Genomic DNA, 19,529 nt, shown 5'->3' with positions numbered 1-19,529 from the left:
TATGCTCACAATAGAGAATTTATATAAATCTTACGGGGAAAAGGTATTGTTCAAGGATGTAACCTGCACGATCAAACAGCAGGACAGAATTGGTTTGATTGGTGTAAATGGAACTGGTAAGTCAACACTTCTAAAAGTCATTGCCGGGTTTGACACAGCTGAAAAAGGCACCATCAACCATGCGAAAAATTATCGGATTGAATATTTGGCACAGGATCCGGAGCTTGATCCTGATTTGACTGTTATCGAACAGATTTATTATGGCGATGCAACGATTATGAAAGTGATGCGTAACTATGAACAGGCATTGCAGCGTTTACAGGGTGAGTCGAATGATGAACAGGCTCAGGAACATCTTTTGAACATGCAGCAGCAGATGGACCAGCATGAAGCATGGGAGGCAAATTCAGCTGCTAAAACGATTTTGACAAAGCTTGGTATCACCGATTTTAACAAAAAAGTAACGGAGCTTTCTGGTGGTCAGAAAAAGCGCGTTGCTATTGCCAAAGCGCTCATTCAGCCTGCCGATTTGCTTATCCTCGATGAGCCGACAAACCATCTGGATAATGAGACAGTGGAATGGCTGGAAAATTTTCTTTCCTCATTCCAGGGAGCATTACTTCTTGTCACACACGACCGGTACTTTCTAAATCGGGTTACCAATCATATTTTTGAATTGGATAAAGGAAATTTTTATACGTATGAAGGCAATTATGAGTTGTTTTTGGAGAAGAAAGCAGAACGTGAAGCATTGGAAGCACGAAATGAACAAAAGCATCAAAACACATTAAAACGGGAACTTGCCTGGCTGAAACGCGGTGCACGGGCGCGTTCGACCAAGCAGAAGGCACATGTTGAGCGTGTACATGCATTACAGGAAAAGAAATTCGATACAAAGAAGGAGAATGTAGCTTTTCAGGCTGGCTCTGCCCGTCTTGGAAAAAAAGTGATGGAACTGCAAGATGTTGAAAAAAGCTTCATGGGGAAAAAGCTGATAAATGATTTTGATTTTCTGATTGTACCGGGGGACCGTCTGGGAATTATCGGGCCAAATGGTTCCGGGAAAACGACCTTGCTGAATATGATGGCTGGCCGGATAGAATCGGATCAAGGCGAAATTGAAGTTGGGGAAACGGTAAGGATCGGTTATTACACACAGGGTGAGGAAGAACTTGACCATGATTCGATGGTTATCGACTACATTAAGGAAGTTGCCGAGGTCATCCATACGAAAAACGGTGAAACGATAAGTGCTGAACAGATGCTGGAACGTTTTTTATTTCCGCGTCCTGAACAGCGGACGTATATTGGCAGACTGTCCGGCGGCGAAAAGCGGCGGCTTTATCTGTTAAAGGTGCTGATGAAGGAGCCGAATGTGCTGCTTTTGGATGAACCGACCAATGATCTGGACACACAAACCCTGAGTGTGCTGGAGGAATACCTTGATGAGTTTCCGGGCGTTGTTATTACCGTTTCACACGACAGGTATTTTTTGGATCGGGTTATTGACCATATGCTGGTATTTCAGGATACGGATCAGATTGGACACTTTTATGGCAATTACAGCGAATATCTCAAACAGGAAATAAAGCAGGATACCGCTAAAAAAACGGCTACGGTTAAAGAAAAGCAGAAAAAGCCGGCACAGCGCAAAAAAATGTCATACCAGGATAAAAAGGAATGGGAAACGATTGAGGATCATATTACGTCGCTGGAAACGGAAATTGAAGCGGTGCAGGAAAAGATTGCACAGGCCGGAAGTGATGTGGAAAAGGTTCAGGATTACTATAAAGAACAGGAAGAGCTGGAAGAAAAACTGGAGCAGAAAATGGAGCGCTGGGAAAAACTGTCCGAACTGGCGGAAGACTTGGCGGAAAAATAGAAAACGTCCTGAACAGGTGATTTGCTGTTCAGGACGTTTTTTTACTGATTAATTCGTAAGTCCTTTTATTTCAATGGTTTCCACGATTCCGGTTCCATTGTCGCGGATGATAGCTTCAAATGCAACGTTGTCGCCGGACTGCAGGAACAGTGCCAGTGGTTCTTTTCCAGCATTAATCGTATAGATGGTCTTGTCATTTTTAAGAATGAACTGAATCACCTGGCCGGTTTTTTGTGTGGAAGTTACAAGCACACGGTTAACTTCACCTTTTACTGTTTCCAGATTTGATTTGCCTGTGGACTCAACATTACTTGGGTTCTGGACAAGCTGCAGCCGGTATGCTTCCAGTGCTTCTCTGGCAGTGTCACCAAATACGACAAAGTCAGCATCTCCTGCTTTTATATAGGCATATTTTTTAAATAAACCATTCGGGTCAAGCACATTGACGACCCATGTCGGATTGCCATCAATGTTGTATAACACTGGCATGGAGCCTTCCCAGTTCTTCTCGGGGAACTCCTTGTTGACAATCTCTTTTGCCCCTTTGCTGTCCATAATGCCATTATTTTTCTTGCCGTTATAATAGGTCAATTGACCGGTGCGAGCATTGATCATCGTGTAACCAAGCGCGGAATCAATGTTTTCTTTTGGTGATGCCATGTCAGTAAAGTAGTACATTTCACCATTTTCATCAAATATCGGCGTAACACTGCTTTCGGTCCCGGATTCGTTCGGGATTTTAACATCTTCCTTGCCGAATAGGGAGTTTAACCAGCCATGGACATACTTTCCGAAATACTCATTTTCTGCGGATGCCATTTCTGAACTGACGGAGCCATTAATGAATTCCGGGGCATTCTCAGTTTTATATTTTTTGACTTCGCCTGTTACCGGGTCGACAACTGCTGCATAAAGGTCACTCATATCAGGCTTATTGGTCAGTCCAATCGGCTGATACAATGTTTGAACATACCATGGTTTCCCGTTTTTATCCACTTCAATTTGTGGTTCACCGCTTTGAATGTAGGATGGATACGCATTGTAGATGGTGCGCTGTACATTATGGTTAAAATAACTGGAATTCGTAAATTTCATTTTGCTTTTGACAAACTCAGGCTGTGCGTTAATGTTTGTTGCAGAAATAGTGAAATACCCTTCCGTTTCTCCACCGCTTAGATATTTCCAGAAGCTAGTGAATTCAACCGGGGCAACAAATAATACTTCATCATCCACTTTCTGCACTTGCAGTTTACCAAGGTCATAAAATTGTGTGTTTGGAACGACACTCATCGACTTTTGCATTTTATTCCGGGCAAATTCCGGTGAGACGACGATTGGTGTGGTATCTTTATCCAGTGGTTTCGCTTCCTCTACGTCTTCTTTGGCGATTGAATCATAGGTGTTATCCAGTGTTAAAATACCCATTATAAATACTCCGGGAACCGCGATGACTGCCAGAATGATTAAAAATCCGGCCGCCGTTTCATATGTACCGCGGATTTTCTTTTGGAACTTGGTTGCGGTCATTCCAAACAGCAGAAATGTACCCACCGCAGCAATAATAATATTGGCTATTACCACATTCGGGATTGTAATCGGCAGCAGAATAATGTAATTGATGATTCCGCCAATTATAAAAAGGGCAATGAAAATAAACCCGGCAATTTTCGAAGTTCGTTTCTTTGCGGCCTTGCTTTTGGCAATGATAATGCCTGCAAATAAGGCATACAGAATGAAGGATAGGATGGTTGTTGTTAAGATTCCTGTCATGATTTCAGCTCCTAAGATATGATATGTTACATGTATATATACGAAAAATATCGAATTTGGTTTCAGAAATGGGAGAGGTAATTTTGAAAAGAATTTACAGTGATATTGTACAATTCAGGGGTTCACATTATGATTTCGGGTATATGCAGGGAGAATTGTTAAAGGACTCCCTAACGCTGAAAAATCGTGAAAAGCAGTGGAAAATCAGAAGGCCCCGGTTCACCATTGACCAACAAGAAGCAAAAGCCGCTATTACCTGCGTGGCTCCGGGTGTCTGGGATGAACTGGAAGGAATCGGGGATGCTCTTGAATGGGATATGGATGCGGTGCTGCAGGACTTTGGCGGGTATCGTCTGGATTATGTACGGAGCGGTTGTTCCATCTTAACGGGTGAGGATTACATGATTCGAAATTATGACTATCATCCGAAAACATATGAAGGAAGATTTACCTTTTTCCAGCCGTCTGACCAGGGGTATGCCATTATCGGACCATCACAACGAATAACTGGACGAATGGATGGGATGAATGAAAAAGGTCTTGTATTAGGCTATAATTTCATGCATCGGAAGAAGCCGGGTGACGGATTTATTTGTAACATGATTGGAAGACTAGTTCTGGAAACGTGTGCGGATGCAGGAGAGGCTATCTCGCTATTGAAAGAAATTCCTCACCGTCATTCGTTCAGCTACATACTGTTGGACAGGAATGAGGAAACATATGTCGTTGAAGCCACGCCGCGCGGGGTTATGGTCCGGCAATCAAACGTTTGTACAAATCATTTTGAGCTGATGAAAGATGAAAATCGTCATCATCTTGCCGATTCGCATAAACGGATGGATGCCATGGAGCGCCAGCGGAACAAAGTGACCGATGCGTATAAAGCGTTCCGGCTGCTGAATGACACGGATAAAGGTGTTTTTTCCAAACAGTACAAAAACTGGTCAGGTACGATTCATACTTCAGCCTATTTTCCAAAACAATTGAAGGCATGGTTTGCCCTTGGGGGAGACCGTGAGCCTGTTATTTTCGATTTCGCGGCATGGCTCCGTGGTGAAAACATTTATACAAAACAAATAATAGGGACTGTTGATACCGACCTGCGTTTTGTCCATATGGATGAAAATGTACGCTGATATTATCCGGATCCGTTTTGGAATACCGTTGCTTTTTTTTACTAGATGTCGGTGAATTAATGATAAAATAGAAATGTTGGGTTGTTTTAGAAAGGTGGAAGCAGCATGTTTGGCTTTGAATTTTCCGCGGAGGCGTTTTTTTCCTTATTAAATATCATTGCGATTGATATTGTGTTATCCGGTGATAATGCGGTTGTAATTGCCATGGCAACGAGAGCTTTGCCGAAGCACCAGCGGAATAAGGCAATTTTAATCGGGACCGGTGGAGCGGTTCTGTTACGGATTTTATTTGCAATTATCATTGTATTCCTGCTAAAGGTTCCACTTGTTCACTTAATTGGCGGCATCCTGCTCATTGGTATTGCGATTAATTTGCTGGTTGAAGATGAGGAGGAAACGGAAATTAAGTCATCCGGAACAATTTTAAAGGCAGTCGGCACCATCATCATGGCTGATGCGGTTATGAGTCTAGATAATGTTGTGGCAATTGCCGGTGCAGCAAATGGTCACATTGGCATGATTGCGGTTGGAGTTGCAGTCAGTATACCGATTATGATTTTTGGCTCCAAGCTAATTGTTCGCATGATGGACAAGTATTCCTGGATTGCTTATATTGGAGCTGGTATTCTCGCCTGGACAGCAGGCGGTATGATTATGGAGGATCCGGTTGTGATGGACTGGTTTAATTTAAATCATGGGCTTGTAACATATTTGTGGACAGCGATTATTACGGCAGCAGTGCTTTTGATCGGCTTTTTTAAAAACAGAACAGCACATTAGCCCAATTCTGGAAAATTTTTTGCATTTTACGCTGTTTCATGTTTAAAGTCCGTGGTAATATGGAAAAATAAAAGGGACATAATATATACCGTAATGTGGGAGGAAGTTGTATATGAAGCTGTTTCAAGTAAGAAAAGGCCAATTCGTCTTTTACAAAAACGAACTTCACAAAGTATATTCCGTGAAGCCGATGTTTAAGCAGTCTGTTCACTTATATCGTATGAAAGACATGAAGCAGGTTTTGACCAGAGCGAGCGAAATTACATTTTACCGTCCAAATCACAATGATTCATTTATTTTTTATGGTAAACGATACACAATTGACAAAGACACAAAACCCAAACCGGGCGATTACATTTTAATCATTAAACCAACTCCGGATTTTCTCGATCATTATTCGTTGAATGATATTGAAAAAGTTGACAATGTTGAAGATGGAAATGTCGTTACAACAAGAGATAACGGGGTGAAACACAGTGAGTATGTCGTGATGGTTGTGGGCAAGGCTGAGGACAGCAATGACATTGCATATTATGATAAAAATGTTGTTACCGATGAACAAAGACTAAAAGATGAATCACCGGAAAATATGGATGATAACGATGAAATGAAGCCGCTTGTCGGTGATATCTACCTGGATCTGCAGAACAAAACGAAAGCAATGATTATCGCGATGACAAAAGAAGAAATAATCTTTGGACACGGTGTTCGCGTGCATGTGAGTGAATTAATGGATGAGACAAAGTTTTCAGCTGTATACCGTGTGGCGGACGATTTATAGGATTAGAAAAGCACCAGAATTTCCTGGTGCTTTTATTATTCTTTGACAGGTGTCCGGTTCATTGGCTAGTTACCCGTGAGGTCGGGCATTATTTCGTAAGCATACCGGCAGCTTTATAGCCAAGAATATTAACCGGGTCTTTCGGTGAAGAGTATGGTGGTGCGTAAGCGAGTTCGAGCTGTGCGAGGTCAGCGACAGTCATGCTGGCTTTCATTGCTGTTGAAATAACAGCAACCCGTTTATCGACACCGCTTTCGCCGACACACTGTGTACCGTAAATGGTTCCATCTGTGTCATCAAAAAGAACTTTAATCCTGATTTTATCTGCACCCGGGTAGTAGCCGGCGTGTGATAATGCATCGTGTGATGCTTCTTTAAATGGAATGCCCAAATTTTGAAGTGCTGCACGATTTAATCCTGTTGCTGCAACATCCAAGTCAAACACCTTAAAAATAGCTGATCCCAATGTGCCATTATAGGCAACCTTTCCTCCCTGCAGATGATTTGCAATAATATATGCCTGCCGGTGTGCCGGCCAGGCAAGTGCTACATGGCGGGGGTTTCTTGTCAGAAAATCTTCCGTTTCCACGACGTCACCAAGTGCATATATGTCAGGGTCGTTTGTTTGCATGAATTCATTGACCTTCAGTGCTCCGGTTTCACCTGTTTCCAGACCTGCTGCAGTGGTGATTACGGTGTTTGGTTTAACGCCAGTTGCCATGATTGTCATATCGGCCTGTATTGATTTGCCGCTGTTAAGATTAAGTGTGGAGCCATTATTTGAGAATGAGGCAACACCATCTTCCAATAGAATGTTGACACCTTTTTTCTCTAGGTGCTCATGGATGACAGAGGCGATATCACCATCGACCAGTTTCATCACCTGTTTTGACCGGTCGACAATCGTGCAATCAATTCCGATTCTACTCAGATTTTCAACCATTTCCATCCCGATGAATCCGGCGCCGACTATGGCACACGTTTTCGGCTGATATTCGTCGATATAATGCTGGATTTCGTCCATATCCGAAATCGTTCTTAATGTGAATGTATGTTCCTTGTTGATTCCCTTTACATCTGGAATAACGGCCGATGCACCGGGTGAATAGATGAGTTTATCGTATGATTCTTCATGTTTACCTGATGAATCTTCATAGGTAATTTTTTTATCCTTTCGATTAATTGCTACTACTTCGGAACTTGTTCGAACATCAGCACCAAATTTATCAATGAATTTTTCTGTGCTGACCAACAGTTTATCCCGCTTTTCTACCACGCCGCCAATGTAATAAGGCATTCCGCAATTGGAGAAGCCAATATAGTTTCCTTTATCGAATAAAATGATTTCAGCGTCACCATCCATCCGTCTGATTTGTGATGTTACGGTGGATCCGCCGCCAACACCACCAACAATTACGATTTTATCGGACACAATCATCCCTCCCATAGTCATTATTTCCCGTAAAACATTAATTCTAACCAAGAAAAAAGATGACCAATAATAGTCATCTTTTACAAAATTCCCGTTGAACTCAAAAATACAATTATAATCGTTACAGGCACGAGCCAGCGCATAATTTGGAACCACAACTTGTATATGAAGGGTGACAGGTCGTTGCTATAGGAAAATTCCTGTTTCATCAACGTTTTGTCCATGCGGATTCCGATGAATAACGCAATCAGCAAACATCCTCCAGGCAATAAAATATTACTGACCAGAAAATCACTTGCGTCAAATATTGTCAGATTAAATATCGTGACGTTTTTCATCGAGCTTGATGATAGTGCGGCTGGAATTCCAGCAATAAATACAACGATGCCTGCAATTAAAGCTACTTTTGACCTGGAACGGTTTTTATTAATTGTGAACGCAGACGTGATAATTTCCAGCATACTGAATGATGACGTTAAAATAGCAAATAAGAATAATAATAAAAATAAGCTCAGAAATACTTCGCCAAAAGGCATTTGTGCAAATGCTTCCGGTAAAACCATAAACAATAATCCAGGTCCCTCAGTCGGTTCCAACCCGAATGAAAAAACGACAGGGAAAATTGCCAGTCCGGCGAGGAGCGAAACAAAAATGTTCATGAGCGAAACGGATCCTGCAGCAAATGGGAGACTGACATCTTTTCCAAGATAAGAACTGTATGTGACCATAACTGAAAAACCCACAGCCAATGAAAAGAATGATTGTCCCAGTGCGTAGAGTACGCTTTCCCCGGTTATTTTCGAAAAATCAGGCTGAAGGAAAAATTCCAATCCTGTTGATGCGCCTTCAAACGTTACAGAACGGATAACAAGAATGATAAAAAAGACAAACAGAAGCGGCATCATCACTTTGCTTGCTTTTTCAATCCCATTTTTGATTCCAAACGAAACGACAATAATATTAATAATCAGAAACAGTCCAAGGCCGGTAATTGTCCACAGCGGATTGGCCGTAATCGATCCGAATAACTGTTCATAATCAGCACCGGTTTTAATGATTAGACCGGGAATTGATAATAGACAGTAAAGAAGTACCCAGCCGCCGACAACACTGTAAAATGACAACAGAACAAATGACCCGAAAACTCCCCAGCGTCCGATAATCGACCAGCCACTTTTCGGAGCCAGTTTTTTATAGGCAGATATTGCTTCGCGCCCGGCACCGCGCCCGATGACAAATTCGGCAATTAACAGTGGAAGACCGATAATGATAGTAAATGCGATAAACAGCAGGAAAAAGGCGCCGCCGCCATTCATGCCGGTCATGTATGGGAATTTCCATATTGCCCCCAGACCGATCGCAGCACCTGCAGATGATAAAATAAATCCGATTCGTGATGACCATTGATCTTTGTTTGTGTCCATTGTTTGCCTCCATCACTAAAAAATATTATTCATAAGTATAACATTACATGGTGGATACGCAATAACAGAATCAAATCCTTGACCGCAGATCCGATAACTCAGGGAGAAGTAACGATCGAAATCATCTTTCGGTTAACAGTCAGCCAAGCTTCCGGCAGCACGAATGATATTCTTTCAATATCTTTGTCAGTCTTCGTTTCTGTTTTCTTCCAGCGGTTTCAAAACGGCGCGAACCGGACTGCCGTCAGCGCCATGAAGTGCGAGTGGTAAGGCGATTAACTCGTATGTGCCAGGGTGCACCCCATCGAGCATCAGGTTTTCCAGTATATAAATCCCGTTTGCATGCAGTGCATGATGTGTTGCCAATTCTTTGCTGTCTGGTGCATCAACCGAGGGCATATCAACACCAAGTAATTTTATACCTTTTACGTGTAAAAAATCAGCAATGTCAGGGTTCAACTCCGGGATTTCTTCCGGAAAATGCTTTGGATTGTTTGGCAGCGACGTATGCAACAGTACCCGGCTTATCCCTTCAAAATCAAAAGAGCTCAGTACATCAGCGGTAATGGTTTCGGTATGACTGACATCGATAACTTTTGCTTGACCAATGTACAGGTCAGGGGGGAGCTGTTCAATGGTTTCCCCTTCAGAATCATAGTGAAAAGGAGCATCGACATGGGTACCGGTATGCAGACTGGCTGTCATTTGACCGACATTCGCCGGTCCTCCATCTTTTTTGGCATAGGTCAGTGAATAGTTGTACGGGCTATCACCCGGAAAATGGGCCATGTCGTTTGTTAACGGCTGTGAAATATCAATCCACTGTGAATGTTTCATGTGTAAAATGATCTCCTTTTTTGTCCGTATTTTTCTATCTATATCATAACAATGATTGTACGGGGATTGTAGTGTGAATTAATCGTGAAGTGTATCAGCCAGTTTTGTGCGTTTATCAGTCACTTTGTTACTTTTATTAATATTTGATGCTATAAAATTAATCTGTCTATTTGAAACAATTGAAAATTTTATGCAGTTAGTTTATACTTAAGATGGATATGAAATGGCATTTCAATAAATGAAACAGGTGGGTGAGAGATGGCTTTTGTTTCTGACAAAGTGAAAAATCTGCCGCCATATTTGTTTTCTGAGTTTCAACAGAAAAAAAAGAAACTCGAGGCGGAGGGGATGGATGTTATCGATTTGGGCATAGGCGCACCGGATTTACCAGCTCCACAGTTTGTCGTTGATAAGTTAGCTGAAGAAGCACAAAAACCGGAGAATCACCGGTATTCTACTTATAGCGGCTGTCAGGAATACAGGGAAGCAGTGGCTGGATTTTACAAGAATCAGTACAATGTGGACCTTGATCCGGACACAGAGGTGTTGGCTGTTATCGGGTCCAAAGAAGGAATAGCCAACCTTATGCATGCGGTGATTAATCCAGATGATAGCGTTCTTGTACCTGATCCCGGTTATCCGGTTTACCGCACAGCTGTCCAGCTGGCAGGCGGAAAGAGTGTTTCATTACCGCTTGATCATACGGATGGCTATGTTCCGTTATTTAATCAAGTTGACGCTTCAACTGCTCAAACAGCAAAGGCAATGTTTTTAAATTATCCCGCCAATCCGACTGCAGCGACGGTTCATTTAGACACTTTTTTGAAAGCGATTACTTTTGCCGAAAAAAATCATATGCTGCTTGTGCATGATGCTGCATATGACATGGTTACCTTTAATGGCTATCAATCGCCGAGTGTTCTGCAGGTACCGAATGCGAAAGAAACTGCTGTTGAATTCGGATCATTATCAAAAAGTTTTTCGATGACCGGCTGGCGGATTGGCTACATGGTTGGTAATAAAGAGGTTGTTCAAGCGCTGTCTGCCTTGAAAAGCAATATTGATACAAGTCAGTTTCTGCCTGTTCAGAGGGCTGCCGCTGCTGCTTTAACAAGTGATTTCTCAGCGTCTGCAGCAAACAATAAAATCTATCAGGAAAGGATGGAAAAACTGCACGACGCCCTGTCTGAAATGGGATTGCAGGCGGATCAGCCGAATGGAACGATTTTTCTTTGGGTTAAAATTCCGAACGGGTATACCTCAATGGAGTTTGCCGGGAAATTATTAAATGAAGCAGGGGTCATTGTAACCCCGGGCAACGCATTCGGTTCACAAGGAGAAGGTTATGTCCGAATATCACTATCTGTCGGAAAAAACAGATTGGATGAAGTGATAAACAGAATAAAAGCGCTAGATTTAAAGGAGGTGACAAATGGATGAATACTTCACAGGTAACCGGCAAAACCGAAACGACTACGGCTGCACAGGCAATTGTAAAGTGTTTGAATATAGAAGGAATCTCCAATGTGTTTTGTGTACCCGGTGAGAGTTATCTGCCGGTATTGGATGCACTGCATGACGAAGAAGCCATTCGGGTTTTATCAGCAAGGCATGAAAGTGGTGCAGCGTTTATGGCGGAAGGTTATGCAAAGTCATCCTTAAAACCCGGGATTGTCTTTGCTACCAGGGGTGTCGGCGCAGCCAATCTTTCAATCGGTGTTCATACAGCTTATCAGGACTCGACGCCAATGGTTGTGTTCTTGGGGCAGGTACATAGCAGGTTCAGGGGGAGGGAAGGTTTCCAGGAAGTGGACCTGGACCGATTTTTCGGTCATATTGCCAAATGGACGGTGGAAGTGAACGATCCGGAACGCATGCCTGAGCTGGTTCAGCGTGCACTTCGGATTGCACAGACAGGCAGGCCCGGTCCCGTTGTGGTGTCCCTGCCGGAAGATGTCCTCCCGGTAGAAACGAAAATGCATTTTGGCCCTGCTGTAGTGAAGCCAAAGCCAAAGCCGTCTGAACAGGAAATGAAAAATGTTGAAACAGTTCTTTTGACAGCCGAAAAGCCTTTGATTATTGCAGGCGGCGGTGTAAAAAGCTCACAAGCGGAGGGGGCACTCATTAAGTTTGCTGAAAAGTTTTCCATCCCGGTTATGGCCGCTTTTCGAAGACATGATTGTTTTCCGAATGATCATCCGCTGTATGCAGGTCATCTCGGACTCGGAACCAACCAGAAGCTGCTAAAGACAGTACACGATGCAGATGTGATACTGGCCTTGGGGACACGGCTGTCCGAAGTTACCACACAGGATTATACAATCATCACACCGGATAAAAAACTGATTCATGTTGATATCGATCATAACTCAATTGGGAAAGTGTATGCCCCTGATGCTGGGATTGTCGCTGATCTTCAGGAAGCATTACAAGTGATGGTGGAAATGGAAGCACAGCGTTCATGGGGAAACTGGGCAGCAGAACGGCGAGATGCTTATGAGAGTGTGAGCACGCTGGATATTTCGCATAATGATGTGGTTAACAAGCATATTATAGCAATGGTCGAAAAGGCATTGCCGGAACATGCGCTGCTGACCAATGACGCTGGAAATTTTGCGGGATGGCTGCACGCCTTCTATCCCTTCAAAAAAAATCATACGTACGTAGGTCCGACTTCAGGAGCGATGGGGTATGGAATGCCGGCAGCACTTGGAGCCAAGCTTTCCTTTCCGAATAAACCAGTTGTTTCCCTTTCCGGTGATGGCGGCTTTATGATGACATTTCAGGAGCTGGAAACAGCGGTCCGATGCAACATTCCAATCATTAGTCTGGTCTTTAATAATCAGATGTATGGAACGATCCGGATGCACCAGGAAATGCATTATCCGGAAAAAGTGATTGGTACCGATTTAGGCAATGTTTCTTTTAAGGATATGGCGGAAAGTGTTGGTGCACATGGCTATCAGGTAAGCACAGCCGAAGCGTTTGCACAAGCGTTTAAGCAAGCGCTTGAAAATGGGAAACCGTGCGTGATTGAAATTTTAACCGATAAAGAACAGATTTCCGTATCATCGACCATTACGCAAATTCGCGACAGAGCGAAAGGAAAACACTAATTTCTGGGAGGTATTTATGATGACAGAAGCACTGCTTACGACAGAGAAACTGAAAAATTTTATTAATGGCGAATGGGTAAAAGGAAAGGATTATACAGCTGTAATCAATCCGGCAAACGGGAAAACGATTGTTGACGTTCCGCTCTCAGGTGCAGAAGACGTTGATAAGGCGGTTCAGACTGCCAAAAAAGCACAAAAAAAATGGGCGCTTGTACCTGCTCCTCAGCGTGCTGAGGTACTGTTTAAGGCAGGTCAGATGATGAAGGAACGGAAGGAGCGGCTTGCGCAATTATTGACGATGGAAAATGGCAAAGTGCTTGAAGAGGCACGCGGTGAAGTACAGGAAGGTATTGATATGGCCTTTTATATGGCTGGTGAGGGCCGCCGTCTGTTTGGTCACACAACTCCAGCAGAGCTGCCTAATAAATTTTCCATGAGTCAGCGTGCACCAGTTGGCGTTGTTGGAATTATCACGCCTTGGAACTTCCCGATTGCAATTGCTACTTGGAAATCCTTTCCGGCCATTGTTGCCGGTAATGCGGTTATCTGGAAACCAGCGACTGAAACTCCGATTTTGGCTTATGAACTGGCGAAGATTCTTGAGGAAGCCGGCTTGCCAAGAGGTGTCCTGAATGTGGTGTTTGGCAAGGGATCAGCAGTTGGTGATGCAATGGTGCACCATGATGATATCCGGGTTATCTCATTTACCGGATCCAATGAAACTGGCCGTAATATTGCCAGTGAATGCGGCAAGCAACTGAAAAAGGTATCCCTTGAGATGGGCGGTAAAAATGCAATCACAGTTATGGATGATGCTGACCTTGATCTGGCGGTGGAAGGGATTCTCTGGAGTGCCTATGGAACGAGTGGTCAACGATGTACCGCGGCCAGCAGGGTGATTGTCCATGAAGATATAAAAGAACGTCTTGAAGAGCGTCTGCTTGCTGAAATTGAAAAACTTACCATAGGCGATGGACTGGATGAATCAAACAAGGTCGGTCCGATTATTAATAAGGCTGGTCTGGAAAAGATTCAAAAATATATTCAAATTGGCAAGGAAGAAGGGGCGAAAATGATTGCCGGCGGTTATGTCCTGGATGACGGCAAGTATGCAGAAGGGCATTATTTTGCACCAACCCTGTTTACGGATTGTACAGCCGATATGCGTATTTCCCAGGAAGAAATCTTCGGTCCGGTTATTTCGTTGATTCCGGTGAAAAGTTTTGAGGAAGCAATCGAAGTAAACAACGGCGTTTCATTCGGTCTATCGAGCTCCATCTTTACAACGGATGCCAACCGTGTGTTCCAGGCGCAGCGGGATCTGGATACAGGGATTGTGTATGTCAACGCAGGTACGACCGGGGCCGAAATTCATTTGCCATTTGGCGGAACGAAAGGAACCGGAAATGGCCACCGTGACTCAGGGGTGCAGGCACTCGATGTATTCACTGAGTGGAAAGCTGTCTATATCGATTACAGCGGAAAACTGCAACGCGCTCAAATTGATGTTGAGTAGGGAAAAAGCGCAGGTTCCCGTTCAGCGTGGCGGCCTGCGCACAAAAATGACCTATCCAAAGAAAGGGGCAACCAAGACAGATTAAATTATTTGAAGGAGTGGATGATTGATGAAAATAGGTGTATTGGGATCCGGATTAATGGGGAAAGAAGCAGCACGGGATTTGGCAGGAAGTGATGGAGTTACCGCTGTCGGTTTGGCGGATATTGATCTGGAAAGGGCACAACAAGTATGTGAACAGTTGAATTCCCCTAAATTGACAGCTTATAAAGTGAATGCCAAAGATGAACAGGATCTTGCAAACTATATGCGCCAGTTTGACGTTATTATCAATGCGTTATTCTATTCATTTAATGAAGTTGTCGCTAAAACAGCCATTAAAGTTGGCGTGAATTCGGTCGATTTAGGCGGTCACATTGGCCATATGACCGATCGTGTTCTGGAACTGAAGGAAGAAGCTGCTGAAGCTGGTGTTACGCTTATTCCAGACTTGGGTGTTGCACCCGGCATGATCAATATTCTGTCCGGTCATGGTGCCGGCCAACTTGATAAACTGGAAGAAATTAAATTATATGTCGGTGGCATTCCTGTTCGGCCGGAACCGCCATTTGAGTATAATCACGTATTTTCCATGGAAGGGGTATTTGATCATTATACAGATCCCGCCCTGATTATTCGTGATGGAATCAAACAGGAAATTTCATCTTTATCTGAAGTGGAGCGGGTACACTTTGAAAAATTTGGTCCGCTTGAAGCTTTTCACACATCAGGGGGAACATCAACACTATCTATCTCGTATCCGCAATTAAAAACGCTGGAATACAAAACAATTCGGTATCCGGGTCATGCCGAAAAATTCAAACTGCTTGTCGATCTGAATTTAACCCGCATGGATTATGAAGTGGATGTAAACGGGCAAACAGTCAATCCGAGGGAAGTACTTTTAAAAGTGCTTGACCCGATTGTCGATTTGAAGGATAAAGATGATGCGGTGCTGCTGAGGATAAAAGTGAGCGGAGAAAAAGACGGAAAACTGAAAACATATGTTTATGAAATGACAACATATAAAGACAGGAAAAACAATGTTACGGCGATGGCTAGAGCAACCGCAAATACTATTTCGGCAGTCGCTCAGATGATTGGAAATGGCACCATTACAAAACGAGGTGTTTTCCCACCGGAGCAATGTGTCCCCGGAAAACCTTACATGAAGGAAATGGAAAAACGCGGAGTTATGATTCACGAATCAGAACTAACAGCCGAAAAAGATAAAGTCAGCATTTAATTAATGAAATTGAGGTTGTCCTTTATTGCGGCAGCCTCAACTTTCTATAAATACAGAAGAAATTACAGCAAGGAGTACCTACTATGAACCAGAGTGTGATGAAGGCTTTAAAACTACTCAACTTTTTTTCGGTGGATACACCGGAATTGACGTTACGAGAAATAGCGACTAAAGCAGATATTCCAAAGCCGACAGCATATCGGCTGTTAGCTGCACTGGAAGAAAGTGATGTTTTATACAAAACAAAAGAAAATGAGCATGACAGCAGGTATCGCCTTGGTCTGAAACTGCTTGAACTGGGGCAAATTGTCTCGGATCAGCTCGAGGTACGAACCATCGCGTTGCCGTACATGCAACAACTGGCTCAGGAAATTAACGAAGTAATCCACCTGGTTATTGTGAATCAGAATGAAGCCACATACATTGAAAAAGTGGACAGTTCCAGAGCGCTTCGTCTTAACACACGAGTTGGCAAAAGCTCACCTTTGTATGCAGGATCTGGCCCCAAAATGCTGCTGGCAAATTTGCCGCCGGAACAGCAGCATGAGATTTTGGCTGCAGACACCTTTTATCGGAACAATCAATCAGTTGATAAACAGGAATTAATAGATCAATTGGAAAAAATCCGCGAAAACAGGTATGCTTATAGTATCGGGGAGCAGGATGCCGATACAACCGGTATTTCCTATCCGGTATATGATTATCGCAATGAGGTTGTTGCTGCCCTGGCTGTCAGCGGTTTGTCCAGTCATTTTGAAGGTGAAAATCTGGAGTGGATAAAAACAAAGTCAAAACAAACTGCAAAAGCGATTTCCGGACAACTTGGTTACAAAAGGTCTGATTTTTAAAGGTGAGAGGTGGATCTACTAATGAATACCGTATTTATTGCTGGACATGCACGGCTCCCATCCGGTATGGCAGCCAAAAGTATTTATGAAACATTAACGATTACCGCTGAAATTGATAAGAAATATGGTGTGATCGTAACAGCTGGCTGTACACTTGCAACGCTGCACGGCCGTGAGTTTGTACAGCAACTCCTGAGAGGGCACAGTCTGCAGGATGGAATTGATGAGCCTGTCCAGGTGGTAAAAGAGCATTATCTTGGAAAAGCCGGAAATGCATTAGAATCGGCCTTAAAAGATTTGTATAAACAATATGATGAGTTTGCCAAAAAATAAAACCTCTCACCAGTTGTTATTTTCTGGTGGGAGGTAATTATTTGAAAGAACTTAAAAAGGGTAAATCTATTTTCATTTTACTATTAATAAAAGTAGTAGTGTATAATTGAACTGGCGTTAGATTAAAGATGAAAGGAAGAAAAATTAAATGGAACGGCTTGAATTAAAGTTATATGAGTATAATAAATGGGCAAATGGACAAATTTTCAATCGACTAAAAGAGCTTCCAAAGGATGTGTATTATAAAGAAATTCAGAGTGTATTTTCCTCGATATCTAGTGTTTTAGCTCACGTTTATCTTTCTGATCTCGGCTGGATAGAGGTTTTTTCCGGTAAGGAGATGGGTTATTCATTGGAGTTGCAAAAGCAATTAAAAGAAGAAACGGAGTCAAAAAACTTAGAGGAAATGGAAGCGATGTTTCTTAATCTATCAGAGCGATATAGGTTGTTCTTTAGCCAATTGGAAAGTTCAGATAAGTCCCTCAAGATTGCGAATCCGAATGGTGACATCATGGAAACCAGTGTGTTCGAGCAAGTCCCTCATGTCGTTAACCATGGAACATATCATCGTGGTAATATTACAGCTATGCTAAGACAGATGGGTTATGCTTCTGTACCAACAGATTATGGTCTTTACCTATATTTAAAACAATCAGGCGCTATACGTTAATAAGGATTGGTGCGTATTACATCATTTGGCTTATTGATTGGAAATGCAAGCTAAATGAGTGGTCAGTATTTTCAATGAAGGTTATAGCGTTTTTAAATTGAGTATTGTATAGGTCAAGTAGAAAAATAGTAACGTTACGGGTGATAAATCGTGATTCACAAGATGAGATTATTTGAAACACCATTTAACTCAATAAAATCAGGCAGAAAAACAGTCGAAGTACGTTTGAATGACGAAAAGAGAAGAAAATTAAAAATTGGAGATAAAATTGACTTTGTTAAAGTTCCTGACGAAAATGATACTTTAATAGTGAAAGTTATAGGTTTAAAAGTCTATCATACATTCAAAGAAATGTATGAGGATATCCCGTCGATGGATTTAGATGCTGCTGGCGGCTCTGTTGAAGAAATGGTGGAAAATACATATAAAATATATACTCCGGAAAAAGAAAAGAAGTGGGGTACATTAGCAATATCTATTAAGTTAGACAGGTAATACTGTTCTGCAACGGGGCGAAGATACTGAAGTAATTTGGAAATGAAGAATGGGATTGTGCTTAAAGGCATTATCAAATGAAAGTACTGTGCCAAGGGGTATTTATTTGAAAGTTCGACTGTCAGAGTATGATAAAAATTGGGGTCACATGTTTCAGGATGAGGCTCAATTTTTAAAAGGAATATTCGGGGATGAAATAATCAAATTTGAACATTTTGGAAGCACCTCTGTTCCAGGCATGAAGGCAAAGCCTGTTATTGATATGATGTGTCTTGTGAAAGATATTAAGAAAATCGATTCATTTAATGAGCAGATGCATTTGCTTGGATACGATGTTGCTGGTGAATGGGGGATACAAGGGAGACGATTATTTCGCAAAGGTGGAGAGAACAGAACCCATCATATTCATGTTTATCAGTATGACAACCCTCAAATTAAACGACATCTGATTTTACGAGATTATTTAAGAACACATTCCGATGAAATTGAAAGATATAAATGCTTGAAAGAGGAACTGGCCCAACGATATGATGATACATCTTTTTACAGCAAAGCAAAAAAATCTTTCGTGAAGGAATTGGAACAGAGGGCGTTAAATTGGTTTGAAAACCAACAACCTTAGTCGTTGTCAGATATTCAGGCGCTTAATTATAATAAGAAACGGCGTCAGCATTGCTCTAGTGGCATTTTGTTATAGACGACTAGATAAGCAACAGTGATACGAAGGTTAAAAAACATGGGAAAGGATGCGCTATAATGGAAAAAGTTACACCGTTTTTAATGTTTCAAGGTGGCAGGGCAGAAGAAGCCATAAACTACTATACATCACTCATTGAGGATTCTGAAATTAAAAGCATTACTCGATACGGGGTTGAGGGTCCTGGTGAAGAAGGTACAGTTATGCAGGCTGTATTCTCGTTAAAGGGACAGGAATTCATGTGTATCGACAGTCATATTGATCATGAGTTTACATTTACACCGTCTTTTTCTATCTATCTTACGTGTGAAACCGAAGAAGAAATCGACACTCTTTATCATAAAATGATGCAAAATGGCATAGCACTCATGCCAATAGATAACTATGGATTCAGCAAAAAGTTCGGATGGTTGAATGATCAGTTTGGCATATCCTGGCAGCTGAATTTACCAGAGTGATCTAGCTTCCTTAGCCAGTGCTGGCAATACGCCATTGACACCGACTATTCCGTATACCAGTTTTTCGGA

Annotated in this window: 18 protein-coding genes; 14 read left to right on the top strand and 4 right to left on the bottom strand. The window is 42.4% G+C overall.

Annotated features, from left to right (window positions below; genetic code table 11):
• Position 1 precedes the first annotated feature (1 nt).
• Positions 2-1,882: an ABC-F family ATP-binding cassette domain-containing protein gene (locus ABD010_RS06615; RefSeq protein WP_343811417.1), complete on the top strand. Its 1,881-nt coding sequence runs from the start codon at positions 2-4 to the stop codon at positions 1,880-1,882.
• 48 nt (positions 1,883-1,930) lie between these two features.
• Here the strand turns inward: ABD010_RS06615 and ABD010_RS06610 are convergent, their stop codons facing one another.
• Positions 1,931-3,652 (bottom strand): DNA-binding protein, encoded by a 1,722-nt coding sequence (locus tag ABD010_RS06610; protein ID WP_343811415.1) that lies wholly within the window; start codon positions 3,650-3,652, stop codon positions 1,931-1,933.
• Positions 3,653-3,735: 83 nt separating this feature from the next.
• Here ABD010_RS06610 and ABD010_RS06605 point away from each other — a divergent pair, with 83 nt between their 5' ends.
• The 3 genes from ABD010_RS06605 to ABD010_RS06595 all read left to right on the top strand — a co-directional run bounded on the left by ABD010_RS06605 (position 3,736) and on the right by ABD010_RS06595 (position 6,349).
• Entirely contained in the window at positions 3,736-4,788 is a 1,053-nt protein-coding gene (locus tag ABD010_RS06605) for a C45 family autoproteolytic acyltransferase/hydrolase (RefSeq protein ID WP_343811413.1), read from the top strand.
• A gap of 105 nt (positions 4,789-4,893) precedes the next feature.
• A complete protein-coding gene (locus ABD010_RS06600; protein ID WP_343811411.1) occupies positions 4,894-5,568 on the top strand; it encodes a TerC family protein in 675 nt (224 codons plus the stop codon).
• A 112-nt stretch (positions 5,569-5,680) separates the two neighbouring features.
• Positions 5,681-6,349 carry a hypothetical protein gene (locus tag ABD010_RS06595; protein WP_343811409.1) on the top strand — a complete coding sequence of 223 codons (669 nt, stop codon included), beginning with the start codon at positions 5,681-5,683 and terminating at the stop codon, positions 6,347-6,349.
• Positions 6,350-6,437: 88 nt separating this feature from the next.
• Here the strand turns inward: ABD010_RS06595 and ABD010_RS06590 are convergent, their stop codons facing one another.
• From ABD010_RS06590 to kynB, 3 genes are all read right to left on the bottom strand, one after another.
• The gene (locus ABD010_RS06590) at positions 6,438-7,787 is read right to left on the bottom strand and encodes a CoA-disulfide reductase (RefSeq protein WP_343811407.1); all 1,350 of its coding nucleotides are present in this window, start codon (positions 7,785-7,787) and stop codon (positions 6,438-6,440) included.
• Positions 7,788-7,861: 74 nt separating this feature from the next.
• A complete protein-coding gene (locus ABD010_RS06585; protein ID WP_343811405.1) occupies positions 7,862-9,205 on the bottom strand; it encodes a sodium-dependent transporter in 1,344 nt (447 codons plus the stop codon).
• Between the two features lie 186 nt (positions 9,206-9,391).
• Positions 9,392-10,042 (bottom strand): arylformamidase, encoded by a 651-nt coding sequence (gene kynB / locus ABD010_RS06580; protein WP_343811403.1) that lies wholly within the window; start codon positions 10,040-10,042, stop codon positions 9,392-9,394.
• A 258-nt stretch (positions 10,043-10,300) separates the two neighbouring features.
• Between kynB and ABD010_RS06575 the strand changes: the two genes are divergently transcribed.
• From ABD010_RS06575 to ABD010_RS06530, 10 genes are all read left to right on the top strand, one after another.
• Positions 10,301-11,482, top strand: coding sequence for an aminotransferase class I/II-fold pyridoxal phosphate-dependent enzyme (locus ABD010_RS06575; RefSeq protein ID WP_343811401.1), 1,182 nt, complete (start codon positions 10,301-10,303; stop codon positions 11,480-11,482).
• Complete coding sequence (locus tag ABD010_RS06570) at positions 11,479-13,158, top strand: thiamine pyrophosphate-binding protein (RefSeq protein WP_343811399.1); 1,680 nt, start codon at positions 11,479-11,481, stop codon at positions 13,156-13,158. The genes ABD010_RS06575 and ABD010_RS06570 overlap by 4 nt, the downstream gene beginning before the upstream one ends.
• A gap of 19 nt (positions 13,159-13,177) precedes the next feature.
• Complete coding sequence (locus tag ABD010_RS06565) at positions 13,178-14,674, top strand: aldehyde dehydrogenase family protein (RefSeq protein ID WP_343811640.1); 1,497 nt, start codon at positions 13,178-13,180, stop codon at positions 14,672-14,674.
• 109 nt (positions 14,675-14,783) lie between these two features.
• Positions 14,784-15,959: a saccharopine dehydrogenase family protein gene (locus tag ABD010_RS06560; RefSeq protein ID WP_343811397.1), complete on the top strand. Its 1,176-nt coding sequence runs from the start codon at positions 14,784-14,786 to the stop codon at positions 15,957-15,959.
• An 83-nt stretch (positions 15,960-16,042) separates the two neighbouring features.
• Positions 16,043-16,807: an IclR family transcriptional regulator gene (locus ABD010_RS06555; RefSeq protein ID WP_343811395.1), complete on the top strand. Its 765-nt coding sequence runs from the start codon at positions 16,043-16,045 to the stop codon at positions 16,805-16,807.
• Positions 16,808-16,828: 21 nt separating this feature from the next.
• Positions 16,829-17,140, top strand: coding sequence for a DUF3870 domain-containing protein (locus ABD010_RS06550; RefSeq protein ID WP_343811393.1), 312 nt, complete (start codon positions 16,829-16,831; stop codon positions 17,138-17,140).
• A 148-nt stretch (positions 17,141-17,288) separates the two neighbouring features.
• A complete protein-coding gene (locus ABD010_RS06545) occupies positions 17,289-17,810 on the top strand; it encodes a DinB family protein (RefSeq protein ID WP_343811391.1) in 522 nt (173 codons plus the stop codon).
• A 150-nt stretch (positions 17,811-17,960) separates the two neighbouring features.
• Positions 17,961-18,305 (top strand): ASCH domain-containing protein, encoded by a 345-nt coding sequence (locus ABD010_RS06540; RefSeq protein WP_343811389.1) that lies wholly within the window; start codon positions 17,961-17,963, stop codon positions 18,303-18,305.
• A 106-nt stretch (positions 18,306-18,411) separates the two neighbouring features.
• Entirely contained in the window at positions 18,412-18,927 is a 516-nt protein-coding gene (locus ABD010_RS06535; protein WP_343811387.1) for a GrpB family protein, read from the top strand.
• 134 nt (positions 18,928-19,061) lie between these two features.
• The gene (locus ABD010_RS06530; protein WP_343811385.1) at positions 19,062-19,460 is read left to right on the top strand and encodes a VOC family protein; all 399 of its coding nucleotides are present in this window, start codon (positions 19,062-19,064) and stop codon (positions 19,458-19,460) included.
• Positions 19,461-19,529: the final 69 nt, after the last annotated feature.

This window comes from Virgibacillus siamensis (assembly GCF_039522605.1).
Lineage (GTDB): Bacteria > Bacillota > Bacilli > Bacillales > Amphibacillaceae > Lentibacillus > Lentibacillus siamensis.
Note: the sequence above shows the minus strand (reverse complement) of the source record. Positions and strands in the feature narration are given on the sequence as shown.

What these genes read in the sequence shown, in the direction of transcription:
- ABD010_RS06590 (WP_343811407.1), bottom strand. Translation starts at nt 7,787, where the DNA reads ATGATTGTGTCCGATAAAATCGTAATTGTTGGTGGTGTTGGCGGCGGA.
- ABD010_RS06560 (WP_343811397.1), top strand. Translation starts at nt 14,784, where the DNA reads ATGAAAATAGGTGTATTGGGATCCGGATTAATGGGGAAAGAAGCAGCA.
- ABD010_RS06555 (WP_343811395.1), top strand. Translation starts at nt 16,043, where the DNA reads ATGAACCAGAGTGTGATGAAGGCTTTAAAACTACTCAACTTTTTTTCG.
- ABD010_RS06530 (WP_343811385.1), top strand. Translation starts at nt 19,062, where the DNA reads ATGGAAAAAGTTACACCGTTTTTAATGTTTCAAGGTGGCAGGGCAGAA.
- ABD010_RS06600 (WP_343811411.1), top strand. Translation starts at nt 4,894, where the DNA reads ATGTTTGGCTTTGAATTTTCCGCGGAGGCGTTTTTTTCCTTATTAAAT.
- ABD010_RS06585 (WP_343811405.1), bottom strand. Translation starts at nt 9,205, where the DNA reads ATGGACACAAACAAAGATCAATGGTCATCACGAATCGGATTTATTTTA.
- ABD010_RS06545 (WP_343811391.1), top strand. Translation starts at nt 17,289, where the DNA reads ATGGAACGGCTTGAATTAAAGTTATATGAGTATAATAAATGGGCAAAT.
- ABD010_RS06570 (WP_343811399.1), top strand. Translation starts at nt 11,479, where the DNA reads ATGAATACTTCACAGGTAACCGGCAAAACCGAAACGACTACGGCTGCA.
- ABD010_RS06595 (WP_343811409.1), top strand. Translation starts at nt 5,681, where the DNA reads ATGAAGCTGTTTCAAGTAAGAAAAGGCCAATTCGTCTTTTACAAAAAC.
- ABD010_RS06610 (WP_343811415.1), bottom strand. Translation starts at nt 3,652, where the DNA reads ATGACAGGAATCTTAACAACAACCATCCTATCCTTCATTCTGTATGCC.
- ABD010_RS06565 (WP_343811640.1), top strand. Translation starts at nt 13,178, where the DNA reads ATGACAGAAGCACTGCTTACGACAGAGAAACTGAAAAATTTTATTAAT.
- ABD010_RS06615 (WP_343811417.1), top strand. Translation starts at nt 2, where the DNA reads ATGCTCACAATAGAGAATTTATATAAATCTTACGGGGAAAAGGTATTG.
- ABD010_RS06575 (WP_343811401.1), top strand. Translation starts at nt 10,301, where the DNA reads ATGGCTTTTGTTTCTGACAAAGTGAAAAATCTGCCGCCATATTTGTTT.
- kynB (WP_343811403.1), bottom strand. Translation starts at nt 10,042, where the DNA reads ATGAAACATTCACAGTGGATTGATATTTCACAGCCGTTAACAAACGAC.
- ABD010_RS06550 (WP_343811393.1), top strand. Translation starts at nt 16,829, where the DNA reads ATGAATACCGTATTTATTGCTGGACATGCACGGCTCCCATCCGGTATG.